This is a genomic window from Streptomyces virginiae (genome assembly GCF_000720455.1).
Classification (GTDB): domain Bacteria; phylum Actinomycetota; class Actinomycetes; order Streptomycetales; family Streptomycetaceae; genus Streptomyces; species Streptomyces virginiae.
Genome location: NZ_JOAK01000007.1, coordinates 42114 through 61696 on the forward strand (window position 1 = coordinate 42114; position 19583 = coordinate 61696).

Annotated in this window: 21 protein-coding genes; 11 read left to right on the forward strand and 10 right to left on the reverse strand. The window is 73.6% G+C overall.

Features of this window, described 5'->3' with window-relative positions; genetic code table 11:
* The first annotated feature begins 68 nt into the window (after nucleotides 1–68).
* On the forward strand, nucleotides 69–974 hold the full coding sequence (locus IG86_RS0114340) for a Gfo/Idh/MocA family protein (protein ID WP_030897088.1): 906 nt from the start codon (nucleotides 69–71) through the stop codon (nucleotides 972–974).
* Here IG86_RS0114340 and lnt read toward each other — a convergent pair.
* The 5 genes from lnt to IG86_RS0114365 all read right to left on the reverse strand — a co-directional run bounded on the left by lnt (nucleotide 919) and on the right by IG86_RS0114365 (nucleotide 5114).
* A complete protein-coding gene (gene lnt, locus IG86_RS0114345) occupies nucleotides 919–2484 on the reverse strand; it encodes an apolipoprotein N-acyltransferase (RefSeq protein ID WP_030897090.1) in 1566 nt (521 codons plus the stop codon). The genes IG86_RS0114340 and lnt overlap by 56 nt on opposite strands.
* Before the next feature lie 146 nt (nucleotides 2485–2630).
* The gene (locus IG86_RS0114350; protein WP_030820486.1) at nucleotides 2631–3098 is read right to left on the reverse strand and encodes a nuclear transport factor 2 family protein; all 468 of its coding nucleotides are present in this window, start codon (nucleotides 3096–3098) and stop codon (nucleotides 2631–2633) included.
* Between the two features lie 69 nt (nucleotides 3099–3167).
* A complete protein-coding gene (locus IG86_RS42260; protein WP_106967693.1) occupies nucleotides 3168–3344 on the reverse strand; it encodes a hypothetical protein in 177 nt (58 codons plus the stop codon).
* Nucleotides 3345–3458: 114 nt separating this feature from the next.
* Nucleotides 3459–4337, reverse strand: coding sequence for an undecaprenyl-diphosphate phosphatase (locus tag IG86_RS0114360; protein ID WP_030820489.1), 879 nt, complete (start codon nucleotides 4335–4337; stop codon nucleotides 3459–3461).
* 48 nt (nucleotides 4338–4385) lie between these two features.
* Nucleotides 4386–5114: a TVP38/TMEM64 family protein gene (locus IG86_RS0114365; protein WP_030658348.1), complete on the reverse strand. Its 729-nt coding sequence runs from the start codon at nucleotides 5112–5114 to the stop codon at nucleotides 4386–4388.
* A 49-nt stretch (nucleotides 5115–5163) separates the two neighbouring features.
* Between IG86_RS0114365 and IG86_RS0114370 the strand changes: the two genes are divergently transcribed.
* The 4 genes from IG86_RS0114370 (at nucleotide 5164) to IG86_RS0114385 (ending at nucleotide 9189) form a co-directional block, all read left to right on the forward strand.
* Nucleotides 5164–5880 (forward strand): DNA alkylation repair protein, encoded by a 717-nt coding sequence (locus IG86_RS0114370; protein WP_030820492.1) that lies wholly within the window; start codon nucleotides 5164–5166, stop codon nucleotides 5878–5880.
* Between the two features lie 264 nt (nucleotides 5881–6144).
* On the forward strand, nucleotides 6145–7326 hold the full coding sequence (tuf, locus tag IG86_RS0114375) for an elongation factor Tu (protein WP_030820494.1): 1182 nt from the start codon (nucleotides 6145–6147) through the stop codon (nucleotides 7324–7326).
* Between the two features lie 90 nt (nucleotides 7327–7416).
* Nucleotides 7417–8274 carry a patatin-like phospholipase family protein gene (locus tag IG86_RS0114380; RefSeq protein ID WP_030820496.1) on the forward strand — a complete coding sequence of 286 codons (858 nt, stop codon included), beginning with the start codon at nucleotides 7417–7419 and terminating at the stop codon, nucleotides 8272–8274.
* Nucleotides 8275–8397: 123 nt separating this feature from the next.
* Nucleotides 8398–9189, forward strand: coding sequence for a spermidine synthase (locus IG86_RS0114385; protein ID WP_173429182.1), 792 nt, complete (start codon nucleotides 8398–8400; stop codon nucleotides 9187–9189).
* Here the strand turns inward: IG86_RS0114385 and IG86_RS0114390 are convergent.
* Nucleotides 9176–10522 carry an MFS transporter gene (locus tag IG86_RS0114390; protein WP_030820498.1) on the reverse strand — a complete coding sequence of 449 codons (1347 nt, stop codon included), beginning with the start codon at nucleotides 10520–10522 and terminating at the stop codon, nucleotides 9176–9178. The genes IG86_RS0114385 and IG86_RS0114390 overlap by 14 nt on opposite strands.
* A gap of 77 nt (nucleotides 10523–10599) precedes the next feature.
* Nucleotides 10600–11628: a DUF8017 domain-containing protein gene (locus tag IG86_RS0114395; protein WP_030820501.1), complete on the reverse strand. Its 1029-nt coding sequence runs from the start codon at nucleotides 11626–11628 to the stop codon at nucleotides 10600–10602.
* A gap of 96 nt (nucleotides 11629–11724) precedes the next feature.
* On the opposite strand from IG86_RS0114395, the gene IG86_RS0114400 reads away from it, so the two are divergent.
* The 4 genes from IG86_RS0114400 (at nucleotide 11725) to IG86_RS0114415 (ending at nucleotide 15932) form a co-directional block, all read left to right on the forward strand.
* Entirely contained in the window at nucleotides 11725–12177 is a 453-nt protein-coding gene (locus tag IG86_RS0114400) for a DUF4442 domain-containing protein (protein WP_173429180.1), read from the forward strand.
* A gap of 170 nt (nucleotides 12178–12347) precedes the next feature.
* Nucleotides 12348–12548, forward strand: a complete 201-nt coding sequence (locus tag IG86_RS0114405) for a type II toxin-antitoxin system VapB family antitoxin (protein WP_030820505.1) — start codon at nucleotides 12348–12350, stop codon at nucleotides 12546–12548.
* A gap of 116 nt (nucleotides 12549–12664) precedes the next feature.
* Nucleotides 12665–15202 carry a glycoside hydrolase family 3 C-terminal domain-containing protein gene (locus IG86_RS0114410; RefSeq protein WP_030820507.1) on the forward strand — a complete coding sequence of 846 codons (2538 nt, stop codon included), beginning with the start codon at nucleotides 12665–12667 and terminating at the stop codon, nucleotides 15200–15202.
* A 58-nt stretch (nucleotides 15203–15260) separates the two neighbouring features.
* Entirely contained in the window at nucleotides 15261–15932 is a 672-nt protein-coding gene (locus IG86_RS0114415; RefSeq protein WP_030820508.1) for a DedA family protein, read from the forward strand.
* A gap of 52 nt (nucleotides 15933–15984) precedes the next feature.
* Here IG86_RS0114415 and IG86_RS0114420 read toward each other — a convergent pair whose 3' ends face one another.
* Nucleotides 15985–16533: a gamma carbonic anhydrase family protein gene (locus IG86_RS0114420; protein ID WP_030820509.1), complete on the reverse strand. Its 549-nt coding sequence runs from the start codon at nucleotides 16531–16533 to the stop codon at nucleotides 15985–15987.
* 139 nt (nucleotides 16534–16672) lie between these two features.
* Here IG86_RS0114420 and IG86_RS0114425 point away from each other — a divergent pair, with 139 nt between their 5' ends.
* Nucleotides 16673–17506 (forward strand): acyltransferase, encoded by an 834-nt coding sequence (locus tag IG86_RS0114425; protein ID WP_051785175.1) that lies wholly within the window; start codon nucleotides 16673–16675, stop codon nucleotides 17504–17506.
* A gap of 11 nt (nucleotides 17507–17517) precedes the next feature.
* Here IG86_RS0114425 and IG86_RS0114430 read toward each other — a convergent pair whose 3' ends face one another.
* Nucleotides 17518–18384, reverse strand: coding sequence for an EamA family transporter (locus IG86_RS0114430; protein ID WP_030820510.1), 867 nt, complete (start codon nucleotides 18382–18384; stop codon nucleotides 17518–17520).
* A gap of 107 nt (nucleotides 18385–18491) precedes the next feature.
* Here IG86_RS0114430 and IG86_RS0114435 point away from each other — a divergent pair, with 107 nt between their 5' ends.
* Nucleotides 18492–19124: a helix-turn-helix domain-containing protein gene (locus tag IG86_RS0114435; protein WP_078848448.1), complete on the forward strand. Its 633-nt coding sequence runs from the start codon at nucleotides 18492–18494 to the stop codon at nucleotides 19122–19124.
* 25 nt (nucleotides 19125–19149) lie between these two features.
* On the opposite strand, the gene IG86_RS0114440 is transcribed toward IG86_RS0114435, so the two are convergent.
* Nucleotides 19150–19554, reverse strand: coding sequence for a CoA-binding protein (locus IG86_RS0114440; protein ID WP_030820513.1), 405 nt, complete (start codon nucleotides 19552–19554; stop codon nucleotides 19150–19152).
* Between the last annotated feature and the right edge of the window lie 29 nt (nucleotides 19555–19583).

Below are 19583 nucleotides of genomic sequence, written 5' to 3' on the forward strand. Positions count from 1 at the left end.
CGAACCGGGCCCCGGTCACCAGGGATTAAGCTGCCAAGATCCCACAAGGACCGAACTTGGAGGCCCCGGTGAAGGTCGGCTGCATCGGACTCGGCGACATCGCGCAGAAGGCGTACCTGCCCGTCCTCACCGCCCGCGCGGACGTCGAACTGCACCTGCAGACGCGCACCCCCGCCACCCTGCAGCGGGTCGGCGACGCCCACCACGTCCCGGCGGCGCGGCGGCACACCGATCTCGACGCCCTGCTCGCCCAGGACCTGGACGCGGCCTTCGTGCACGCCCCGACCGGAGCCCACCCCGAGATCCTCACGCACCTGCTGGAAGCCGGCGTACCCACCTACGTGGACAAGCCGCTCGCCTACGAGTTCGCCGCGTCACGGCGGCTGGTGGAACTGGCCGAGAAGCGCGAGGTCTCCCTCGCCGTCGGCTTCAACCGCCGCTACGCGCCCGGTTACGCGCAGTGCGCCGACCATCCGCGCGACCTGATCGTCATGCAGAAGAACCGGGTCGGCCTGCCCGAGGACCCGCGCACTCTGGTGCTCGACGACTTCATCCACGTCGTCGACACCCTGCGCTTCCTGCTGCCCGGCGAGGCCGACCGCACGGACGTCCGCGCCGTGGTGCGCGACGGGCTCATGCACCAGGTGGTGCTGCACCTCTCCGGCCCCGGATTCAGCGCGCTCGGCATCATGAACCGCCTCTCCGGCTCCAACGAGGAGGTCCTGGAGGTCTCCGGCACGGACACCAAGCGGCAGGTGGTCAACCTCGCCGAGGTCATCGACCACAAGGGCCAGCCCACCGTGCGCCGCCGCGGGGACTGGGTGTCCGTCGCCCGCCAGCGCGGGATCGAACAGGTCGTGGACCACTTCCTGGAGGCGGTCGCGGCGGGCCGGACCCTCAGCGCGCGCGACGCGCTGCTCACCCACGAGCTGTGCGAGACGGTGGTGAACTCGGCTCTGGAGCAGGCCTTCTGAGCGACCGCGCACCCACCACCGCGCAGTAGGCGGCCAGTGCGGCGAGGGCCGCGGCCACCGGCCAGGCACCGAAGCGGACGAAGAGGGTCGAGCCCCGGGCGAGCGGCACCTCGTACACCTGCGCGGTCCGCGCCGACGTGGGCAGGGCCGGGCCGATCCGCTCGCCCGACGGGCCGTGCACCACGCTGACCCCGGTGAGGGTGGCGTGCACCATCGGGCGGCCGTTCTCGGCCGCCCGCAGGGCCGCCAGGGACGCGTGCTGGGCCGGGGCCCAGCTGTCCTGGAAGGTGGAGGTCGCCGACTGGGCGACGAGCAGGGAGGCCCCGTCGAGGGTGAGGCGCCTGCTCATGTCGGGGAAGGCCGACTCGAAGCAGACCAGCGGCCCCACCCGGACACCGGTGCGCCCGTCGGGCCGCCCGGGCAGGTCCATGACCACGGGGGAGTCGCCGCGCACGCGGTCCTCGCCGGCCGCCCGGCCGACCGAGGTGGCCCATCCCAGGAGCGAGCGGGCCGGTACGTACTCACCGAACGGCACCAGCCGCATCTTGTCGTACCGGTCACCCGTGGGGCCGGCGGGACCGACCAGGACGGCGCTCTTGTAGATGCCCGGCCGGTCCGCCCGCCGCGCGTCCACGTTCACCAGCAGCGGCGCCCCGACCTCGGCCGACAGGGCGGCCAGCCGCCGGGCCAGGTCCGGACGGGCCGACAGGTCCTCGCCGACACTGCTCTCGCCCCACACCACCAGGTCCACGTCCCGCCCGGCCAGCGGACGCGTCAGCCGCTCCCCGGCGGCGAACCGCCGCTCCGCGCTGTCCGGGCCGTCCGGCACCTGCCCCGGCTGTACGACGGCCACCCGCAGCCCGCCCGACTCCGCGGGCCGGGCCGCCCACACCCACACCCCGCCCGTCAGCAGCGCACAGCCCGTGAGCCCGGCCACCGCCGGGACCCGTGCCCCGGGCACCGCGAACAGCAGCACCAGGGCGCAGTTGACCGCCACCAGCAGCAGACTGACCAGCCACACCCCGCCCACCGAAGCCAGCCGCAGCGCGGTCGGCACCTGCCACTGGCTGGCCCCCAGCAGCCCCCACGGCCCGCCCAGCCCCTGCCAGGACCGGACGACCTCCGACAGCAGCCATCCCGCCGGTACGACGACCAGCGCGCAGGCGGCCCGGCCCGCCGAGGGGTGCCCGCCGAGCAGCTGCCGCACCAGCAGGGCCCAGGGGATCCACAGCAGGCCCACCAGGGCGGCCACCGGGAGCAGGAACACGTGGAGGCTCGGCAGCAGCCAGTGGTGCACGGCCAGGATGTAGCCGGCGCCGCCGATCCAGCCCTCCAGGGCCGCCCGCCGGCCGGTCGGGGCCGACCTCAGCAGCAGCATCCAGGGCACCAGGGCGACGTAGGCGAACCACCAGAGGGCCGGGGCGGGGAAGGCGAGCGCGGGCAGGGCGCCGGCCGCGAGCGCCGCGGGCGCCCGCCACCGGCGCGACCACCCGCTGTGCATCGGGACCATGGCGCCTCCGCTTCCAGTGTGGGCAGTGCCGGGCGGACCTGCCCCTCCGGCCGGGCGGACTTGCCCCTCGGGCCGGGCGGACCCGCCCCCTCCGCGCCCGGCCGGCAGAGCGGCCCCCGCGGGCCGCGGGGCGGGGCGGAGCGGGTTCAGACGGCCGTGTGCCGCCACTTCTCGTGCACGGTCACATGGGTGAGCCGCCAGCCGTCCCGGGTGCGGGCCAGGGCGAAGGTGTAGCGTCCGGCGGCGACGAAGTTGGGGGAGGTGACCGTGCCGTCGGCCTCCGGCCCCTCCAGCCGCATCGGATTGAGGAAGTCGGCACGGACCTCGGCGCTGTCGCCGGGCGAGCCGCCGGCGTCCTCCAGCCGGATCAGCCGGTTGACGATCAGGTGCTGGCGCACGGGGAAGAGCCGCATGGTCTCCGCGAGCCAGTCCGCGACCCGCGCCACCGGCCCCTCGATCCCGCCCGCCGAGCTGTAGTCGGCCCGCCCGCCGGCGACGAACAGGGCCCGGTAGGCCGCCCAGTCGCCGTCGTCCACGGCCACCGCGTAGCCCGTGACCACGTCGTCGATCGCCAGCCGGTCCATCACCGTCGCGAGATCCACACGCTGAGTCATCGGGTCAGTGTGGGGCTGCGCGGGCGCGAGGCCAAGGGTCGTGCGCCGACCGGATCTCCGCGCGGCCCGTCAGTGACCGGAACGCGCCTCCCGCTGCCGGACCACGACGAGGAACGCGTCGCTCGCCAGATCCATGACCACCTCGGCCGGCACGCCCTCGCGCATCCGCTGCGCCGCATACTCCTCGGCGGGCCAGCTCCCCCGCGGACTTCCGGCCGGAAAACGCTCCAGCACCACTCGACCCATGGGACACCCCCTGCTTCTTGCCTTTCGGTCTCTTCGTGAACAACGACGCGGAGGCCGACCGGGAACGTTCCCGGTCGGCCTCCGATTCACGCGAAGTGGTGGTGCGGGGCCCCGCTACGAGCCGGACTCGCCGGCGTGGGGGCTCAGCACGTCCGTGCCGATCAGCACGAACAGCAGGATGCCGAGCGCGATGCGGTAGATCACGAAGGGCATGAAGCTCTTGGTGGTGATGAACTTCATGAACCACGCGATCACGGCGTAGCCGACGAAGAAGGCGATGACCGTCGCGAAGACCGTCGGACCCCAGGAGATGTGGCCCGGCTCCTCGATCACGTCCTTGATCTCGAAGGCGCCCGAGGCCAGCACGGCCGGGATGGCCAGGAGGAAGGAGTACCGGGCCGCCGCCTCGCGGGTGAAGCCCAGCAGCAGACCGCCGGAAATCGTCGCGCCGGAGCGCGAGACACCCGGGATCAGGGCCATCGCCTGGCAGAAGCCGAAGATCAGACCGTCCTTGACGCCCAGCTGCTGGAGCGTCTTGCGCTCGCGGATCGCCCGGTGCCGGCCGCCCTCCTCGTCGCGGGCGGCCAGCCGGTCGGCGACGCCCAGCACGATGCCCATCACGATGAGGGTGGTGGCCGTCAGCCGCAGGTCGCGGGCCGGTCCGACGATCGCGTCCTTGAACACGAGGCCGAGGATGCCGATCGGGAGTGAGCCGACGATCACCAGCCAGCCCATCTTGGCGTCCTGTTCGGAGCGCAGGGCCTTCGTGTACAGGGAACGGAACCAGGTGGAGACGATCCGCGCGATGTCCTTGCGGAAGTAGATCAGAACGGCGGCCTCGGTGCCGATCTGGGTGATGGCCGTGAAGGCCGCTCCTGGGTCGTGCCAGCCGGCGAATGCCGCGGTCAGCCGCAGGTGGGCGCTGGAGGAGATCGGGAGGAACTCCGTAAGCCCCTGGACGAGACCGAGGATTAGGGATTCGAACCAGCTCATGTCGGGGTGCGCTCGTCCTTGTGATCGTCGGGCAGTTCGCCCCCGATGCTAGGGCCCGTGCGAAGCGCCACTGACCACAGGGGGGTGCTGGGACGTCAGTTCATACGCCGGACCGCCGGTTCGAGGGGGTGCCAGACGGTGCCTTTTGCGCCAGCCGACGACTCCCGCGCCCACCACGGAGACCACGATGAAGCCGAAGGAGATGAGGAAGGCGGGGGATCCGGGGGAGGAGGCGCTGGCACCCGCGATCACGTAGGCCGTGGTGTTCGGGACCACGCCGAGCGCCGTCGCGAGCAGGAAGGGCGTCCAGCCGCAGCGGGACACCGCCGCGCAGTAGTTGGCCACCACGAAGGGCACCCCGGGGAAGAGCCGCACCGCCAGCATCGAGCGGAAGCCGTGCCGGCTGAGCTGCCCGTCGGCCGCTTCCAGCCAGCGCCCGCGCAGGAACGGACGCAAAGCCTCCTGGCCCATGACCCGGCCGAGCCCGAAGGCGATGCCGGCGCCCAGCACGGTGCCCCCGACCGCCGCTACGAGGCCGAACTGCGTGCCGAAGACGGCTCCCGCGGCCAGGTTCAGCAGGGGACGCGGCACGAACGCCGCCGAGCACACGCCGTACACGGCTGCGAACGACAGGACGGCCGCGCCCACCGGGAGGCCGGGGGGCCAACCCTCCGAGAGGATCCGCTGGGGTTCGTAGACCAGCACGCACACGCCGGCCGCGGCGAGCAGCACGACGAGCAGCGCCAGCCGGGTCCACGGCGCGAGGAGGAGGGACATCCCGGGAGACTAGCCCAGCTGTGCGACATCGCGCCGTAATCTGGGCCTCATGCTGTCGAACGGCGGACGGCCCCCCAGGGTTCCCCGCAGCGCCCTCGCGGACACCCTCCTGGAGCGACTGACGGGTACGTACGCGGCCGCGGCCGACCCCGGGCGGGCCGAGGCGATGGCCGCGTACATGAAGCACGTCGCCCCCTTCCTCGGCATCCCCACGCCGCTGCGCCGGGAACTGTCGAAGACAGTGACGAAGAACACCCGGAGGCCTTCGGAGGCGGACGTCGCGGCGCTCGCGCTGCGCTGCTGGCGGCTTCCCGAGCGGGAGTACCACTACTTCGCGGTGGACTACCTGCGCCGCCACGTCGACCGCTGCTCATCCGGACTCCTGCCGGTCGTCCGGCACCTGATCACCACCGTCCCCTGGTGGGACACCGTCGACCTGCTCGCCGCGCACACCGTCGGCCCGCTGGTGGCCGCCGACCCCGCCCTCGCCCCCGTGATGGACGAATGGATCGGCAGCGAGGACCTGTGGCTCGCCCGCGCCGCCCTCCTCCACCAACTCCGCTACAAGGACGCCACCGACACCGACCGGCTCTTCGCCCACTGCCGGCGCCGGGCCGGGCACCCGGACTTCTTCCTCCGCAAGGCCATCGGCTGGGCCCTGCGCGAATACGCCAAGACGGACCCCGACGCGGTGCGCGCCTTCGTCGACGCCGAACGCGCCACCCTCTCCCCGCTGTCCGTGCGCGAAGCACTCAAGAACCTCTGAGCGCCCGCCGGTTCGCCCGGTAATTCATTCGACGGACGCGGGACGGTCCGGCAGGATCGAGGACATGTCCCGGTACGCCTTCCCCGCAGCGCCGTCCGCAGTCGCGGACGCGCCGAAGGCTGCCGAATTCGCGGGCGCACCCGCCTTCGCCGCATTCGACGGCGCACGAAGCTGACCCTTCCCGGATCGTCCGGCGGACCCCGCAGGGGGAGGGTCGGCTCGGTTCAGGGGTCCCGTCCACGCTTCGAGCAACGGGAAGAGATCATGGCCAAGACGGCCTTCGTGCGGACCAAGCCGCACCTCAACATCGGCACCATGGGTCACGTCGACCACGGCAAGACCACCCTCACCGCCGCCATCACCAAGGTCCTCGCCGAGCGCGGCGGCGCCTCCTTCGTGCCCTTCGACCGCATCGACCGGGCCCCCGAGGAGGCCCGCCGGGGCATCACCATCAACCTCACGCACGTCGAGTACGAGACGGACACCCGCCACTACGCCCACGTCGACATGCCCGGTCACGCGGACTACATCAAGAACATGGTCACGGGGGCCGCGCAGCTCGACGGCGCGATCCTCGTCGTCTCCGCGCTCGACGGGGTCATGCCACAGACCGCCGAGCACGTGCTCCTCGCCCGCCAGGTCGGCGTCGACCACATCGTGGTCGCGCTCAACAAGGCCGACGCCGGGGACCCCGAGCTGACCGACCTGGTCGAGCTGGAGGTCCGCGAACTGCTCACCGCGCACGGCTACGGCGGTGACGGCGCGCCCGTCGTACGGGTCTCCGGGCTCGGGGCGCTGGAGGGCGACCCCAGGTGGACCGGCGCGATCGAGGCCCTGCTGGACGCGGTGGACACCTACGTGCCGACACCGGTGCGGTACACCGGGGCGCCGTTCCTGCTGCCCGTGGAGAACGTGCTCACCATCACCGGGCGCGGGACGGTCGTCACCGGCGCCGTCGAGCGCGGCAGCGTACGCCTCGGCGACCGCATCGCCGTCCTGGGCGGCGACGGCGAGCCGCTGGAGACGGTCGTCACCGGCCTGGAGACCTTCGGCAAGCCGATGGAGTCCGCCGAGGCCGGCGACAACGTCGCGCTGCTGCTGCGCGGCGTGCCGCGCGACGGCGTGCGCCGCGGGCACGTGGTGGCCGCCCCCGGCAGCGTGACGCCCAAGCGCCGCTTCAGCGCGCAGGTGTACGTGCTCTCCGGGCGCGAGGGCGGCCGTACGACGCCGGTCGCCAGCGGTTACCGGCCGCAGTTCTACATCCGCACCGCCGACGTGGTGGGGGACGTGGACCTGGGGCTCGCGGGCGTCGCCCGGCCCGGTGAGACGGTCACGATGACCGTCGAGCTCGGACGGGACGTCCCGCTGGAGGCGGGCCTCGGCTTCGCGATCCGTGAGGGCGGCCGGACCGTCGGCGCCGGGACGGTGACGGCCGTCCTGGGCTGACCCTCCCGATCGGGACCCCCCTGTGGTGACGGCAGGACGGCTGCGCCAGACTGCCGTCACCACAGGCGTGAGCGAAGGGGGCGGGCGGACATGGGCGGCGACACGGCACTGGTGCTCGGCGGCGGCGGACTGACCGGTGTCGGCTGGGAGTGCGGGATCCTCTACGGGCTCGCCCGCGCAGGCGTGGACCTCACCACCGCGGACCTGGTCGTCGGCACCTCGGCCGGCTCGGTGGTCGGCGCCCAGCTCACCTCGGGACGGTTCAGCGCGCAGGAGCTGTACGAGCGCCAGCTCGGCGATGCCGCCGGGGAGACCGCCGCGAAGCTGGGCGCGGGCGTCATCGCCCGCTACGCGCTGGCGATGGCGCGCTCGCGCCGCGACGCGGCCGCCTACCGCCGCCGGGTGGGAGCGATGGCCCTGGCCGCGGACACCGGCCCCGAGGCGGAACGCCGCAAGGTGCTGGCGGCCCGGCTGGTCTCCCACGAGTGGCCCGAGCGGCGGCTCGTGGTCACCGCGGTCGACGCGCTCAGCGGCGATCTCAAGACCTTCGACCGCGAGAGCGGCAGCGGGCTGGTCGACGCGGTCGCGGCGAGCTGTGCGGTGCCCGGGGTGTGGCCCCCGGTGACGGTCGGCGGACGCCGCTTCATCGACGGGGGCATCCGCTCCGCCACCAACGCCGACCTCGCCGCCGGCTACGCGCGCGTGGTGATCATCGCCCCGATCGCGCTCGGCTCCGGGCTCGTCCCCGCACCGGCCGCGCAGGCGGCCCGGCTGCGCGAGGCGGGGGCACGGGTGCTGCTCATCACCCCGTCGGCCACGGCCCGCAAGGCCTTCGGGCGCAACGTCCTGGACCCGGCCCGGCGCGACCCGGCCGCCCGCGCCGGCCTGGCGCAGGCCCCGGAGCACACCGCCGAGGCGGCTGCCGTCTGGTCGGGCGGGACGGACTGAGGCCCGCCGGCCGGACGACCTGAGGCCCCCGCTCCGGTATCGCGGGGGCTGCCGGACAATGGAGCGGTGAGCGACGAACGGATCCCGGTGACACGGGACGTGGGCCAGGGCACCGCCAAGCTGATGCCGGACGTCGACGGGGAACGGGCCTGGCTGCTGACCGTCGACGGCGCCCCGCAGTCCTATGTGGACCTGGACGATCCGCAGCACCTGGAATTCGAGTACGTACGCCGCCTCGCGCACGTCCTGGACTGCGCTGCGGAGCCGGGGCTCCCGCTGGACCTCCTGCACCTGGGCGGCGGCGCGCTCACCCTGCCCCGCTACGCCGCGGCCACCCGGCCCGGATCCCGGCAGGCGGTGGTCGAGTTCGACGCCGGCCTGGTGGAGCTGGTCACCGAGCACCTGCCGCTGCCGGAGGGGTCCGGGATCACCGTGCACACCGCCGACGCCCGAGCCTGGCTGGAGGCCGCGCCCGCGGGGAGCGCGGACGTGGTGGTGGCCGACGTGTTCGGCGGCTCGCGGGTGCCGGCGCAGCTGACCTCGCTGGAGTACGCGCGGGAGGCCGCACGGGTGCTGCGGCCCGGCGGGCTGTACGCGGCGAACCTGGCGGACGGGGCGCCCTTCGACTTCCTGCGGAGCCAACTGGCCAACTTCGCCGCCGCCTTCGCCGGGCTCGCGCTCGTCGCCGAGCCCTCGGTGCTCAGGGGACGGCGCTTCGGGAACGCAGTGCTGCTGGCCTCCGACACCCCGCTGGACGTGGGGGCACTGGCCAGGCGCTGCGCGTCCGACGCATTTCCCGCCCGGGTCGAGTACGGCGACGGCCTGGCCCGCTTCGTCAGGGGCGCGGCTCCCGTCTCCGACGCGGACGCCGCTCCCTCGCCGGCTCCGCCGGAGGGCGCGTTCAGCCTGGGGTGAGACTGGACGGGGAGGGCGCGGCGGGCGAGGAGGCAGGGGCGGTGTCGGAGGTGACGGGACCCCCGCTCTTGTGGAGGGACGGCCTGCGCGTCATGCGGCGCACGTCCGGGACCAGCAGGACCAGAGCGGTGACCAGGACGACCAGGGTCGCGCAGCCCCACAGGGCCTCGGTGCGGCCGAAGGCCGATTCGACGGGCCCGGCCAGGGCCGTGGCCAGCGGGAGCATCGAGACCGAGCCGAACCAGTCGTAGGCGGAGACCCGGGAGAACTTCTCCTCGGGGATCTCCTGGTGCATCGTCGTCATCCAGTTCACGCCGAAGACCTCGATCGCGGCCCCGCTGACGAACATCACCGTGCACAGCCCCCACACCGGCAGCGGTACGGCCAGACCCGCCGACGGCAGCGCCAGCGGGAACACGCACAGCGTGCCGACCAGCAGCAGCCGGCGCGGCTTCCACACCATCATCAGGACGGCCCCGGCGATGGTGCCGACTCCGAACAGCGCCAGGGCCAGGCCCCAGGGTGCGGGTCCGCCCAGCCGGTCCCGGGCGACCAGCGGACCGTAGACCGCCTCCGCGGCGCCGACGACGGCGACGACGACGGAGAACTGGAGCACGATGCTCCACAGCCAGGGCCGGGTGTGGAACTCCACCCAGCCTTCCCGCAGGTCGGCCAGCAGGCCGCCGCCGGGTGCCCGGTCCGGCGTACGGCTGACGTCGAGGAAGGCGCGCAGCGCCCCGGCGATCGCGAACGCCGCCGCGTCCACGGCCAGTACCCAGCCCGGGCCCATCGCGGCGATCATCGCCCCGCCGAGGGCCGCTCCGCCGATGCCGGCGCCGTTCATGGCCATGCGGAAGAGGGCGAAGGCGCGGTTGGCGTGTTCGCCGGAGACCGTGGAGAGGAGCATGCCCTCGGCCGCGGGGTTGAAGAAGGCCGTACCGGTGCCGCACAGGGCCGTCAGCAGCATCATCTGCCACAGCTGCGGGTCGCCGGTGAGGACGAGCAGCGCGAAGACGGCCTGCGAGAGGCAGTTCAGGGCGTTGGCGGCGACCATCACGTGGTGGCGCGGCAGCCGGTCGGCGACGGCGCCGCCGACGAGCAGGAAGAAGACGAGCGGCAGGGTGCGGGCGGCCGCGACCAGGCCCACGTCGCCGCCGGATCCGCCGGCTTCCAGGACGGCGAAGGCGGAGGCGATGAGCGCGCCGTGACTGCCGAGGTTGGTGACCACCGCGGCACCCGTGAGCAGGGTGTAGTTGCGGCCGGCCCACTCCGGCCGGCTGCGGCTGCGGCGGGGCTCGGGCGTACGGTGCGGTGCGTCGGGGGGAGAACTCACCCCCGGACTATCCCCGCCCCGGGCCGAGAATCCAAACGGATTCCCTGCGCCGGGGCGGGGAGGGGTTCAGCCGGAGATCATCCGGTGGAGAGCCGGATGGAGCTGAGGATCTTGTCGGAGATCTCGGTCGGGACCTCTTCCTTCACACCGGCCGCGGTGACCAGAGCGAAGGTGGCGAAGTCACCGGCGGCGTTCTTGAAGGCGAAGCCGACCGCCTTGCCGTCGGTGGAGCACTTGTGCTCCTTCTTCACGTTCGGCGCGGTGGCGACCACCATGTGGCCCTTGATCCCGGAGGAGGTCGTGAACTCCTTGGGGTCGGTCACCTTGACCGTACCCTTGGGCTCCTTCTGCGCGAAGCCCGCCCACACCCAGGTGCCGGTGTTGTCGGTCGCCGCCTGGGCGGTGTCCTTGGCGCCCTGGGCACCCTTGACGCCGGCGTCCGCGATCGAGAACTTCTCGAGGTGGCCGTCGGCGTCCTTGTCGACCGTGCACCACTCCTGCTTGAGGGTGGCGGTGCCGGACATCGTGATGACCGGCTTGCCGTCGTTCTTGACCTCGTCGTCGTAGAAGAGGGAGACGCCGGGGTCGTTGACGTTCCACTCCGGGGGGACGTCGTAGGCGACGTTGTACTTCGTGTTGGTGACGACCTTCCAGCCCGGGATGACGGGCTGCATGGCGCCGCCGGCCCGGGGGTTCGCGCTGCTGCCGGCCGGCGCGGGCGCCTCGACGGGCGCGGAGGAGCTCGTCGCGGGCTTGTCGTTGGCCTCGGTGTTCTTGTCGTCCCGGGTCAGGACGTACGCGCCGGTCGCGGCGGCCGCCACGACGACCGCGGCGGCCGCGACGATGGCCACGGTCTTGGTCGAGTACGGGCTTGAGCCGGAGGCCTGGGGCGGCTGGGGCTGGCTCCAGGGCTGGCCCGGAACCGTCGGGGGCTGCTGGTACCCCGGCTGCTGCGGGTAGCCGGGCTGCTGCGGGTATCCGTAACCGGGCTGCTGCTGGTACGGGTTCGGCTGCGCCGGCTGTCCCGGCGGCTGCGCGTACGGGTTCTGATGCGCGTCCTGGGGGTTCTGCTCGCCCCCGGGCGGCTGCTGCTGTCCTGGCCACATGGCCGGTAACGATAGTGGGAGCGGTCGCCGGGAGCCACGGCCGCCCCCCGCCGAGCTCTGGCCAATCCTCTCTACTCGCGGGTAACATCGCGTTCCATGAGCGCAGATCAGATGAACGTGGGCGAACTGCTCGCCGCGACCGTGCCGATGGCCCGGACCCTGAACCTCGAGTTCCTGGAGACCACCCCCGAGCGCGCGGTCGTCCGGCTCCCGGACCAGCCCGACTACCACAACCACGTCGGCGGCCCGCACGCCGGCGCCATGTTCACCCTCGCCGAGTCCGCGAGCGGCGCCATCGTCCTGGCCGCCTTCGGCGACCAGCTCTCCCGGGCCGTGCCCCTCGCCGTGAAGGCCGAGATCGGCTACAAGAAGCTCGCCAAGGGCGTCGTCACCGCCACCGCCACCCTCGGCCGCCCGGCCGCGGAGGTCGTGGCCGAACTCGACGCGGGCGGCCGCCCCGAGTTCCCCGTCACCATCGCCATCCAGCGCGAGGACGAGGCCGTGACGGGCGAGATGACCGTCGTCTGGACGCTGCGCCCGAACGCGTAACGCCTGCCGGGTACGTGCCCGTCGCCACCAGGGGGTGTCCTGCCCGGTGGCGGCGGGCACGTCCTGCTTTCCGGCGCTCCGCCCGCGGCGACCCCGTGCGCGGGCCGTGCCGTCGGGCGGGCGTCCCCCCGGGCGTCTAGAGTCCTGCCACGACGATGGAGGGGGTACCCGTGGCCAAGGTCAACATCAGCCTCGACGCCGAGCTCGTGGTGGAGGTGATGGTGCTCGCCGGGGTCGGCTCGCCGCAGGACGCGGTGGAGGCCGTCGTACGGGACTACATCGCGCGCGGACACCGCACCGAGGCGCGCATCCAGAGTCAGGACGAGCCCCGGCGCGCGGCCGACGGCCTCCCGCCCCTGCCGGAGGGCTGAACCTGGGCGCCCGCGGTGGCGCGTCTCGGCCGGGCCCGCGGCCACGCGGAGCACAGTGGCCCTGGGAGCGGTCCGGCGCGGGCCGCTCCCGCCGACCCACGCCGCAGGGAGCGCCCATGAGCGAGGACGTGTCCAGACGTTCGGCGATGCGGCTGATCGCATCGGCGGGCGGGGTGGGCGCGGTCCTCGGAGCCGGCGGCTGCGCCCCGGCCGTGCCACCGCCCGGCGCCGTGCCGCGGGGCTCCGCGAGCGGCGCACCGGGCGCACCCGCCGCCGGGAGCGGCACCGGCACCGGTACGGGTGGCGCCGCCCGGATCGACGCCCTGCTGGAGCGGCTCACCCTGGAGGAGAAGACCGCCCTGCTGCACGGGGCGCCCGACCCCGCCCCCCGCGGCCAGGCCGGCTACGTGCCCGGCGTACCGCGCCTGGGCATCCCGGCGCTGCGGCTCGCCGACGGGCCCGCCGGGGTACGGGTATCCCGGCCCGCCACCGCACTGCCCGCGCCGGTGCTGCTCGCCTCCGCCTTCGACCCGGCGCTGGCCCGCGAGTACGGACGCGTCATCGGCCGCGAGGGCCGGGCCCTCGGCCAGGACGTCGTGCTGGCCCCCATGGCCAACCTCATCCGCACCCCCTACGCCGGCCGGAACTTCGAGACCCTCTCCGAGGACCCGCGGCTGACCGCCGACCTGGTCGGCGAGCTGGTCCGCGGGATCCAGGACGAGGGACTCATCGCCACCGTCAAGCACTTCGCCCTCAACAACCAGGAACAGGGCCGCGACACCGTCGACGTGTCCGTCGGCGAGCAGGCGCTGCGCGAGACCGAGCTACGGGGCTTCGAGGCCGCCGTGGCCGCCGGCGCGGGCGCCGTGATGGGGTCCTACAACAAGGTCAACGGGGTCCACGCCTGCGAGAGCAGGCCGCTGCTCGACGAACTGCTGCGCGGCAGCTGGGGGTTCGACGGCTGGGTGGTCTCCGACTGGGGCGCCGCCCACAGCACCGTCGCCGCCGTCCACGCCGGTCTCGACATGGAGATGCCCGGCGGCACCCACTTCGGCGGGCCGCTGCGCGAGGCGGTGCGCGGCGGCTCGGTGACGGAGGCCGCCGTCGACCAGGCCGTGCACCGGATCCTGTCCACGATGGACCGCTTCGGGCTGCTGGCGGCCCGGCAGCCCGCCCGGCCCCCGCGCGACGCCGCGGCCGGGGCCCGGGTGGCCCGCAAGGTGGCCACCGCCGGCGCCGTGCTGCTGCGCAACGAGCACGGCACCCTGCCGCTGACCGGGGCCGCGGCCCGCTCGATCGCGGTGATCGGGCCCACCGCCCAGGTGCCGTTCACCGGCGGCGGGGGCAGCTCGCACGTCGTGCCCGACGGCGCGACCGCCCCGCTCAACGCCATCCGGCGGCGGGCCGGGAACGGCAGCACCGTGCGCCACGCCCTCGGCGAGGACCTCTACGGGCGGCCGCTGCCGGCGGAGCTGCTGGCTCCGGCCGCCGATCTGGAGCACCGCGAGGTCGGCCCCGGGCGCGTCTGGACCCACGAAGGCACCTTCCACCTCGCGGCCGACGACGAGTGGACCCTGCTGGTCCACTACACCGGGAAGCGGCCCGGCGTACGCCTCGACGGGGAGGAGCTGTTCCCCGTCCGGCAGGGCATGGCCGAGCACTACGCGGGCGGACTCCTCGGCTCCGCACCCGACGGGATGGCCGTGCGCCGACGCACCCTCACCCTCAAGGCGGGCACCCACCGGCTCTCCGTCACCGCCGCAGGCGGGGACAAGGGCCAGCGCCTGCGCCTGCGGTACGTCACCGGGGCGATCCGGGCCGCGGACCTCGCCGAGGCGGTACGCACCGCGAAGGCGGCCCGCAGCGTGGTCCTGTTCGCCTACGAGGACGCCACCGAGGGCAGGGACCGGACCTCGCTGGCGCTCCCGGGCGGGCAGGAACGCCTGATCGAGGCGGTCGCCGCCGCGAACCCCCGTACGACGGTCGTGCTCAACACCCCCTCCGGTACGACCATGCCGTGGCTCTCCCGTACCGGAGCGGTCCTCCAGATGTACTACCCGGGGCAGGAGGGCGCCGGAGCCACCGCAGACGTCCTCTTCGGCGACGTGGACCCCGGGGGCCGCCTCACCCAGACCTTCCCGGCCGACGAGGGGACCACCCCGGTCGGCGGGGACCCCGCGCGCTACCCGGGGGTGGGCGGCCGGCAGGAGTACTCCGAGGGCGTCCACGTCGGCCACCGCTGGTACGACGCCAAGCGGGCGACCCCGCTCTTCCCCTTCGGGCACGGCCTGTCGTACACCACCTGGCAGTACGAGAAGCTCACGGTCCGCGCGCAGCGCGGCGGACTGCGCGTGGAGTTCACGGTCCGCAACACCGGCCGGCGCAAGGGTACGGAGGTGGCCCAGGTGTACGTGGGCCCGTCCGAGGAACTGCGGCTCGACCAGCCGGTGCGCGCACTCGCCGGCTACCGGCGGATCACCCTGCCACCGGGCGCGGCGCAGCGCGTCACCGTCGACATCGACGCCCGGACGCTGTCGTCGTGGGACCCGGAGCGGCACGCCTGGGTGCTGGGCTCCGGACGCCGCGAAGTGTTCGCGGGACGTTCCTCACGCGAACTGCCTCTGAGGTCAAAGGTCACGCTGGCGAGCCGATAGGCTGCCCGTTCGGCGTGTCACAGGGGGCGCGCCGGGGACGACTCGGGAGGACGCACCGGTGCACATCCAGGAATGGCTGGAGACGATTCCGGCGGTCAGCATCTATCTCCTGGTGGGTCTGGTCATCGGCCTGGAGAGCCTCGGCATCCCGCTGCCGGGCGAGATCATCCTGGTCAGCTCGGCGCTGCTGGCCTCGCAGCACGGGGAGATCGACCCCGTCGTACTGGGGCTGTGCGCGATCACCGGCGCGATCGTGGGCGACTCGATCGGCTACGCCATCGGACGCCGGGGCGGCAAGCCGCTGCTGGAGCGGCTGGGCCGGCGCTTCCCCAAGCACTTCGGACCCCAGCAGGTCGCCCTGGCGGAACGCTCCTTCGAGAAGTGGGGCATGTGGGCCGTCTTCTTCGGCCGTTTCGTGGCGCTGCTGCGGATCTTCGCGGGGCCGCTGGCGGGCGTGCTGCACATGCCGTACTGGCGCTTCCTCGTCGCCAACGTCCTCGGCGGGATCCTCTGGGCGGGCGGAACCACCGCCGTCATCTACTCGGTCGGCATCGTCGCCGAGCCCTGGCTGAAGCGGTTCTCCTGGCTGGCCCTCGGCCTCGCGGTGCTGTTCGGTCTCGTCGTGACCCTGGTGGTGCGCAGCCGGATGAAGAAGGCGGCCGAGGCCGCCGGGGCGGACGGGGCGGAGATCCCCGCGCAGCCGACGGCCCGCGCCACGGTCGGGGAGTGACGGCGGCGGAGCGCCCGGCGGGTACCGGTCCGGGCAGGGCCGCCCCGACCGCCTAGACGGCGTCCGGCGTCACCGAGGCGCGGTGCTGCTTCGCCAGTTCCACGTACATCACGGCGTTGACCTTGATGCCCTCGCGCTCCTCGGCGGTCAGCTCGCGGCGCACCTTCGCGGGGACGCCCGCGACCAGCGAGCCCGGCGGGACCACCATGCCCTGCGGGACCAGTGCCTGCGCGGCCACCAGGGAACCGGCGCCGATCACCGCGCCGTTCAGGACGGTGGCGCCCATCCCGATCAGGCAGTCGTCCTCGACGGTGCAGCCGTGGACGACGGCGTTGTGCCCGATGGAGACGCGCTCGCCGATGGAGACGGGGAAGCCCGGGTCGACGTGGAGCGTGCAGTTGTCCTGCACGTTGCTGTCGGCGCCGAGGGTGATCGGCCCGCAGTCGGCGCGCAGCACCGCCGAGTACCAGATGCTGGCGCCGGCGGCGAGGGTGACCTCTCCGACCACGACCGAGGTGGGCGCGGTGAACGCGGTGGGGTCGATGTCCGGGTGCTTTCCGTTCACACCCGCCACGAGTGCCTGGGCCGTCTGCTGCGTCATGTTCGCTTTCCTCTGGTCGGGTCGTCCGGTTGCCGCGCCAACAGCACCGTAGGCCACGCCGCCCGCTGTTCCGGCGATGGGGTGAAGATCACAGGACCGTGGTCCGGACGACCGCCGCCGGGCGCACTACCGTGGCCGGGTGCCGAAGAAAAAGAACACGTTCTCATCCGTGGCGGTCCTGCGCCGTCGGCTGGCGAGCCGTGTGGTCCACACCGGCTGGCGCTGGATGCAGCAGGCCGGCGCGGTGACCGCGCAGACCCCGGGCCGGCTGCGCTTCGGTGCGATCGGGGACGGCACCCGGCTCGCCTTTCCGCAGGGCACGGTCTTCGGCGAGCGGTGGATCCGGCTCGGCGGGCACTGCATCATCGGCGAGCAGGTCACCCTCACCGCCGGCATGATGCCGGACCTCGACCTGGGCGCCGAGCCGATGCTGGTGTTCGGCGACGGGGTCGTCATCGGGCGGGACAGTCACGTCATCGCCGACGCGCGCATCGAGATCGGCTCGAACACCTTCTGCGGGCCCGGTGTCTACATCACGTCCACGAACCACAGCTACGACGACCCGCACGAGCCCGTCGGCCGGCAGTGGCCGCGCAGCGCGCCCGTGGAGATCGGCCCCGGATGCTGGCTCGGCACGGGCGCGGTGATCCTGCCGGGCGCGCGGCTCGGCCGCAACGTGGTGGTGGCCGCGGGTGCCGTCGTACGGGGCGAGGTGCCCGACCACGCCGTGGTGGCGGGGGCGCCGGCGCGCATCGTACGGCGCTGGACGCCGGAGACGGGGTGGCAGCCGCCGCTGCGGACCCCGGCGCCCGTGCCGATCCCGGACGGCGTGACGCCGGAGCAGCTGCGGGGGCTGGCCGAGCTCACCGAGGCCGAGCTGGCCGAGGTCGAACGGGCAGAGGCCGAACTGGCGGACGCCGGGCTCGCGGAGGCCGGACTGGCGGAGGCCGGACTGGCGGAGGCCGAGAAGTAGCGCCCCGCGGTTCAGCCCGCGCCCAGCAGGACCGTTCCCGCGAGGGCCAGTCCGGCGCCCGCCGCCTGGACGGTGCGCAGCCGCTCCTTCAGGACCGCGAAGGCGGCGAGCGCGGTGATCACCGGGTACAGCGAGGACAGCACGGCGGCCATGGTGACCGGGCCGTTCTGGGCGGCGACGGAGTACGTGCCGTTCGCCGCGACGTCCGCGAGGCCGACGAAGGCCAGGGCCGGCAGCAGTCCCCACAGGACCCGCGGACCGGTGCCCTCCGGGAGGGCGGGGACGCCGCGCCGGGACTGCGCCCACAAGGCGGCGCCGCCGACGGTGACGTTGGTGACCCGCTGGACGAACAGTGCGAGGAAGAGACCGGTGACGGTGGTCGACGCCTCCGCGATCAGGGCCATCACCGCGCCGAAGCCGAAGGCCGCGACCAGGGTGAGGACAACGGCCCGCCGCTGGACGGGGGCGCCGCGCAGCTCGGGCCCGCCGGCGAGGACGATGCCGACGACGGCGACCGCGATTCCGGCGAACTGGCCGAGGCCGGGCCGCTCGCCGAGTATGAGCCCGGCGGTGACCGGCACGACCACGCCCAGGGAGCCGAGCGGTGAGACCACGCCCATCGGGCCGAGGGCCAGCGCCTTGTAGAAGCTGAGCATGGCGACCGGTCCGACCAGGCCCGCGCCGACCGCGAACCACAGCTGCGGACCGGCCTCGCTCCAGGCGCCGGTGCCGAGGACCACGGCGCCGAGCACGACGACGGCGACGATCTGCGAGACGACGACCACCGTGAGCGCCGGTATCCGGCGCGTCAGCAGCCCGCCGCCGAAGTCGGCGAGGCCCCACAGGACGGCTGTGGCCAGGGCGAAGAAGGCGGTCATCGGGGGGCCTCGCAGTACAGTGCAGTGAACGCCGCAGTGCAGCATCGAATACAGAACACGGTAGTGCAGTCTGTTGGACTGTGTCATCCAGGATATTGGACGGAATGGTGTCGGATCTCGAACAGCTCACCCAGGCGCTCGCCCGGAACCTCAAGAGGTGGCGCGGGGAGCGCGGCTTCACGCTGGACTCGCTGGCGGCCCGCGCCGGTGTGAGCCGCGGGATGATCATCCAGATCGAGCAGGCCCGTACGAATCCCAGCGTGGGCACCACGGTGAGGCTGGCCGACGCGCTCGGCGTCAGCATCTCCGCACTCCTCGACTACGACCGCGGTCCGCAGGTCCGGGTCGTCCCGCCGGAACAGGTGGTGCGGATCTGGTCGAGCGAGGCGGGCAGTACGACGACCATGCTGATCGGCACCGACGAGCGCGGGCCCATGGAGCTGTGGACCTGGCACCTGGTGCCGGGTGAGGGCACGGACTCCGTCCCGCACCCCTCCGGCACCATCGAGATGCTGCACGTCACGGCCGGGGAGCTGACGCTGGTGGTCGGCGAGGAGCAGTTCCGCGTCCCCGCCGGGGCCGCGGCCACCTTCGAGGCCAACCTCCCGCACTCCTACCGCAACGAGGGCTCCGTACCGATGGAGATGACCCTCGCCGTGTCGGTCCCCCCGGTGTCCGCACCGGTACCGCCGGCCGCCACCGCTTCCGCCACCGCGCACGGCGGGCCGGCCGCGGGCTGAGCCGCTCCTGGGTCGTGTCCGCTCCCTAGAGCGCGGGGATCTCGATCGCCGGGCAGCGGTCCATGACCATCGTCAGCCCGGCCGCGCGGGTCCGGTCGAAGGCGGCCTCGTCGATAACGCCGAGCTGGAACCAGACGGCCTCGGCGCCGACGGCGGCCGCCTGGTCGGCCACCGCCCCGGCCAGTTCGCTGTTCACGAAGACGTCCACCACGTCCACCTTGAACGGGATCGCCTCCAGCGAGGCGTACCCGGGCTCGCCGTGCACGGTCTCGGCCTTGGGGTGCACGGGGATCACGCGCTTGCCGTACTGCTGGAGCACGCGCGCCACCCCGTAGGCCGCCCGGTCCCTGTTGTTCGAGAGGCCCACCACGGCCCAGGTGTCACCGAGCTCGGTGAGGATCTTGCGAATGGTTGCCGGATCGCCGTACACGCGCGCCGCCTCCTGCTGTGCCGTCTGTC

Excerpts from the sequence above, each read along its gene's own strand:
- IG86_RS0114395 (WP_030820501.1), bottom strand. The coding sequence starts at position 11,628 with ATGTGGCCAGGACAGCAGCAGCCGCCCGGGGGCGAGCAGAACCCCCAG.
- IG86_RS42260 (WP_106967693.1), bottom strand. The coding sequence starts at position 3,344 with ATGGGTCGAGTGGTGCTGGAGCGTTTTCCGGCCGGAAGTCCGCGGGGG.
- IG86_RS0114365 (WP_030658348.1), bottom strand. The coding sequence starts at position 5,114 with ATGTCCCTCCTCCTCGCGCCGTGGACCCGGCTGGCGCTGCTCGTCGTG.
- IG86_RS0114360 (WP_030820489.1), bottom strand. The coding sequence starts at position 4,337 with ATGAGCTGGTTCGAATCCCTAATCCTCGGTCTCGTCCAGGGGCTTACG.
- IG86_RS0114410 (WP_030820507.1), top strand. The coding sequence starts at position 12,665 with ATGAGCGAGGACGTGTCCAGACGTTCGGCGATGCGGCTGATCGCATCG.
- tuf (WP_030820494.1), top strand. The coding sequence starts at position 6,145 with ATGGCCAAGACGGCCTTCGTGCGGACCAAGCCGCACCTCAACATCGGC.
- IG86_RS0114400 (WP_173429180.1), top strand. The coding sequence starts at position 11,725 with ATGAGCGCAGATCAGATGAACGTGGGCGAACTGCTCGCCGCGACCGTG.
- IG86_RS0114380 (WP_030820496.1), top strand. The coding sequence starts at position 7,417 with ATGGGCGGCGACACGGCACTGGTGCTCGGCGGCGGCGGACTGACCGGT.
- IG86_RS0114350 (WP_030820486.1), bottom strand. The coding sequence starts at position 3,098 with ATGACTCAGCGTGTGGATCTCGCGACGGTGATGGACCGGCTGGCGATC.
- IG86_RS0114420 (WP_030820509.1), bottom strand. The coding sequence starts at position 16,533 with ATGACGCAGCAGACGGCCCAGGCACTCGTGGCGGGTGTGAACGGAAAG.
- IG86_RS0114385 (WP_173429182.1), top strand. The coding sequence starts at position 8,398 with ATGCCGGACGTCGACGGGGAACGGGCCTGGCTGCTGACCGTCGACGGC.
- IG86_RS0114430 (WP_030820510.1), bottom strand. The coding sequence starts at position 18,384 with ATGACCGCCTTCTTCGCCCTGGCCACAGCCGTCCTGTGGGGCCTCGCC.
- lnt (WP_030897090.1), bottom strand. The coding sequence starts at position 2,484 with ATGGTCCCGATGCACAGCGGGTGGTCGCGCCGGTGGCGGGCGCCCGCG.
- IG86_RS0114370 (WP_030820492.1), top strand. The coding sequence starts at position 5,164 with ATGCTGTCGAACGGCGGACGGCCCCCCAGGGTTCCCCGCAGCGCCCTC.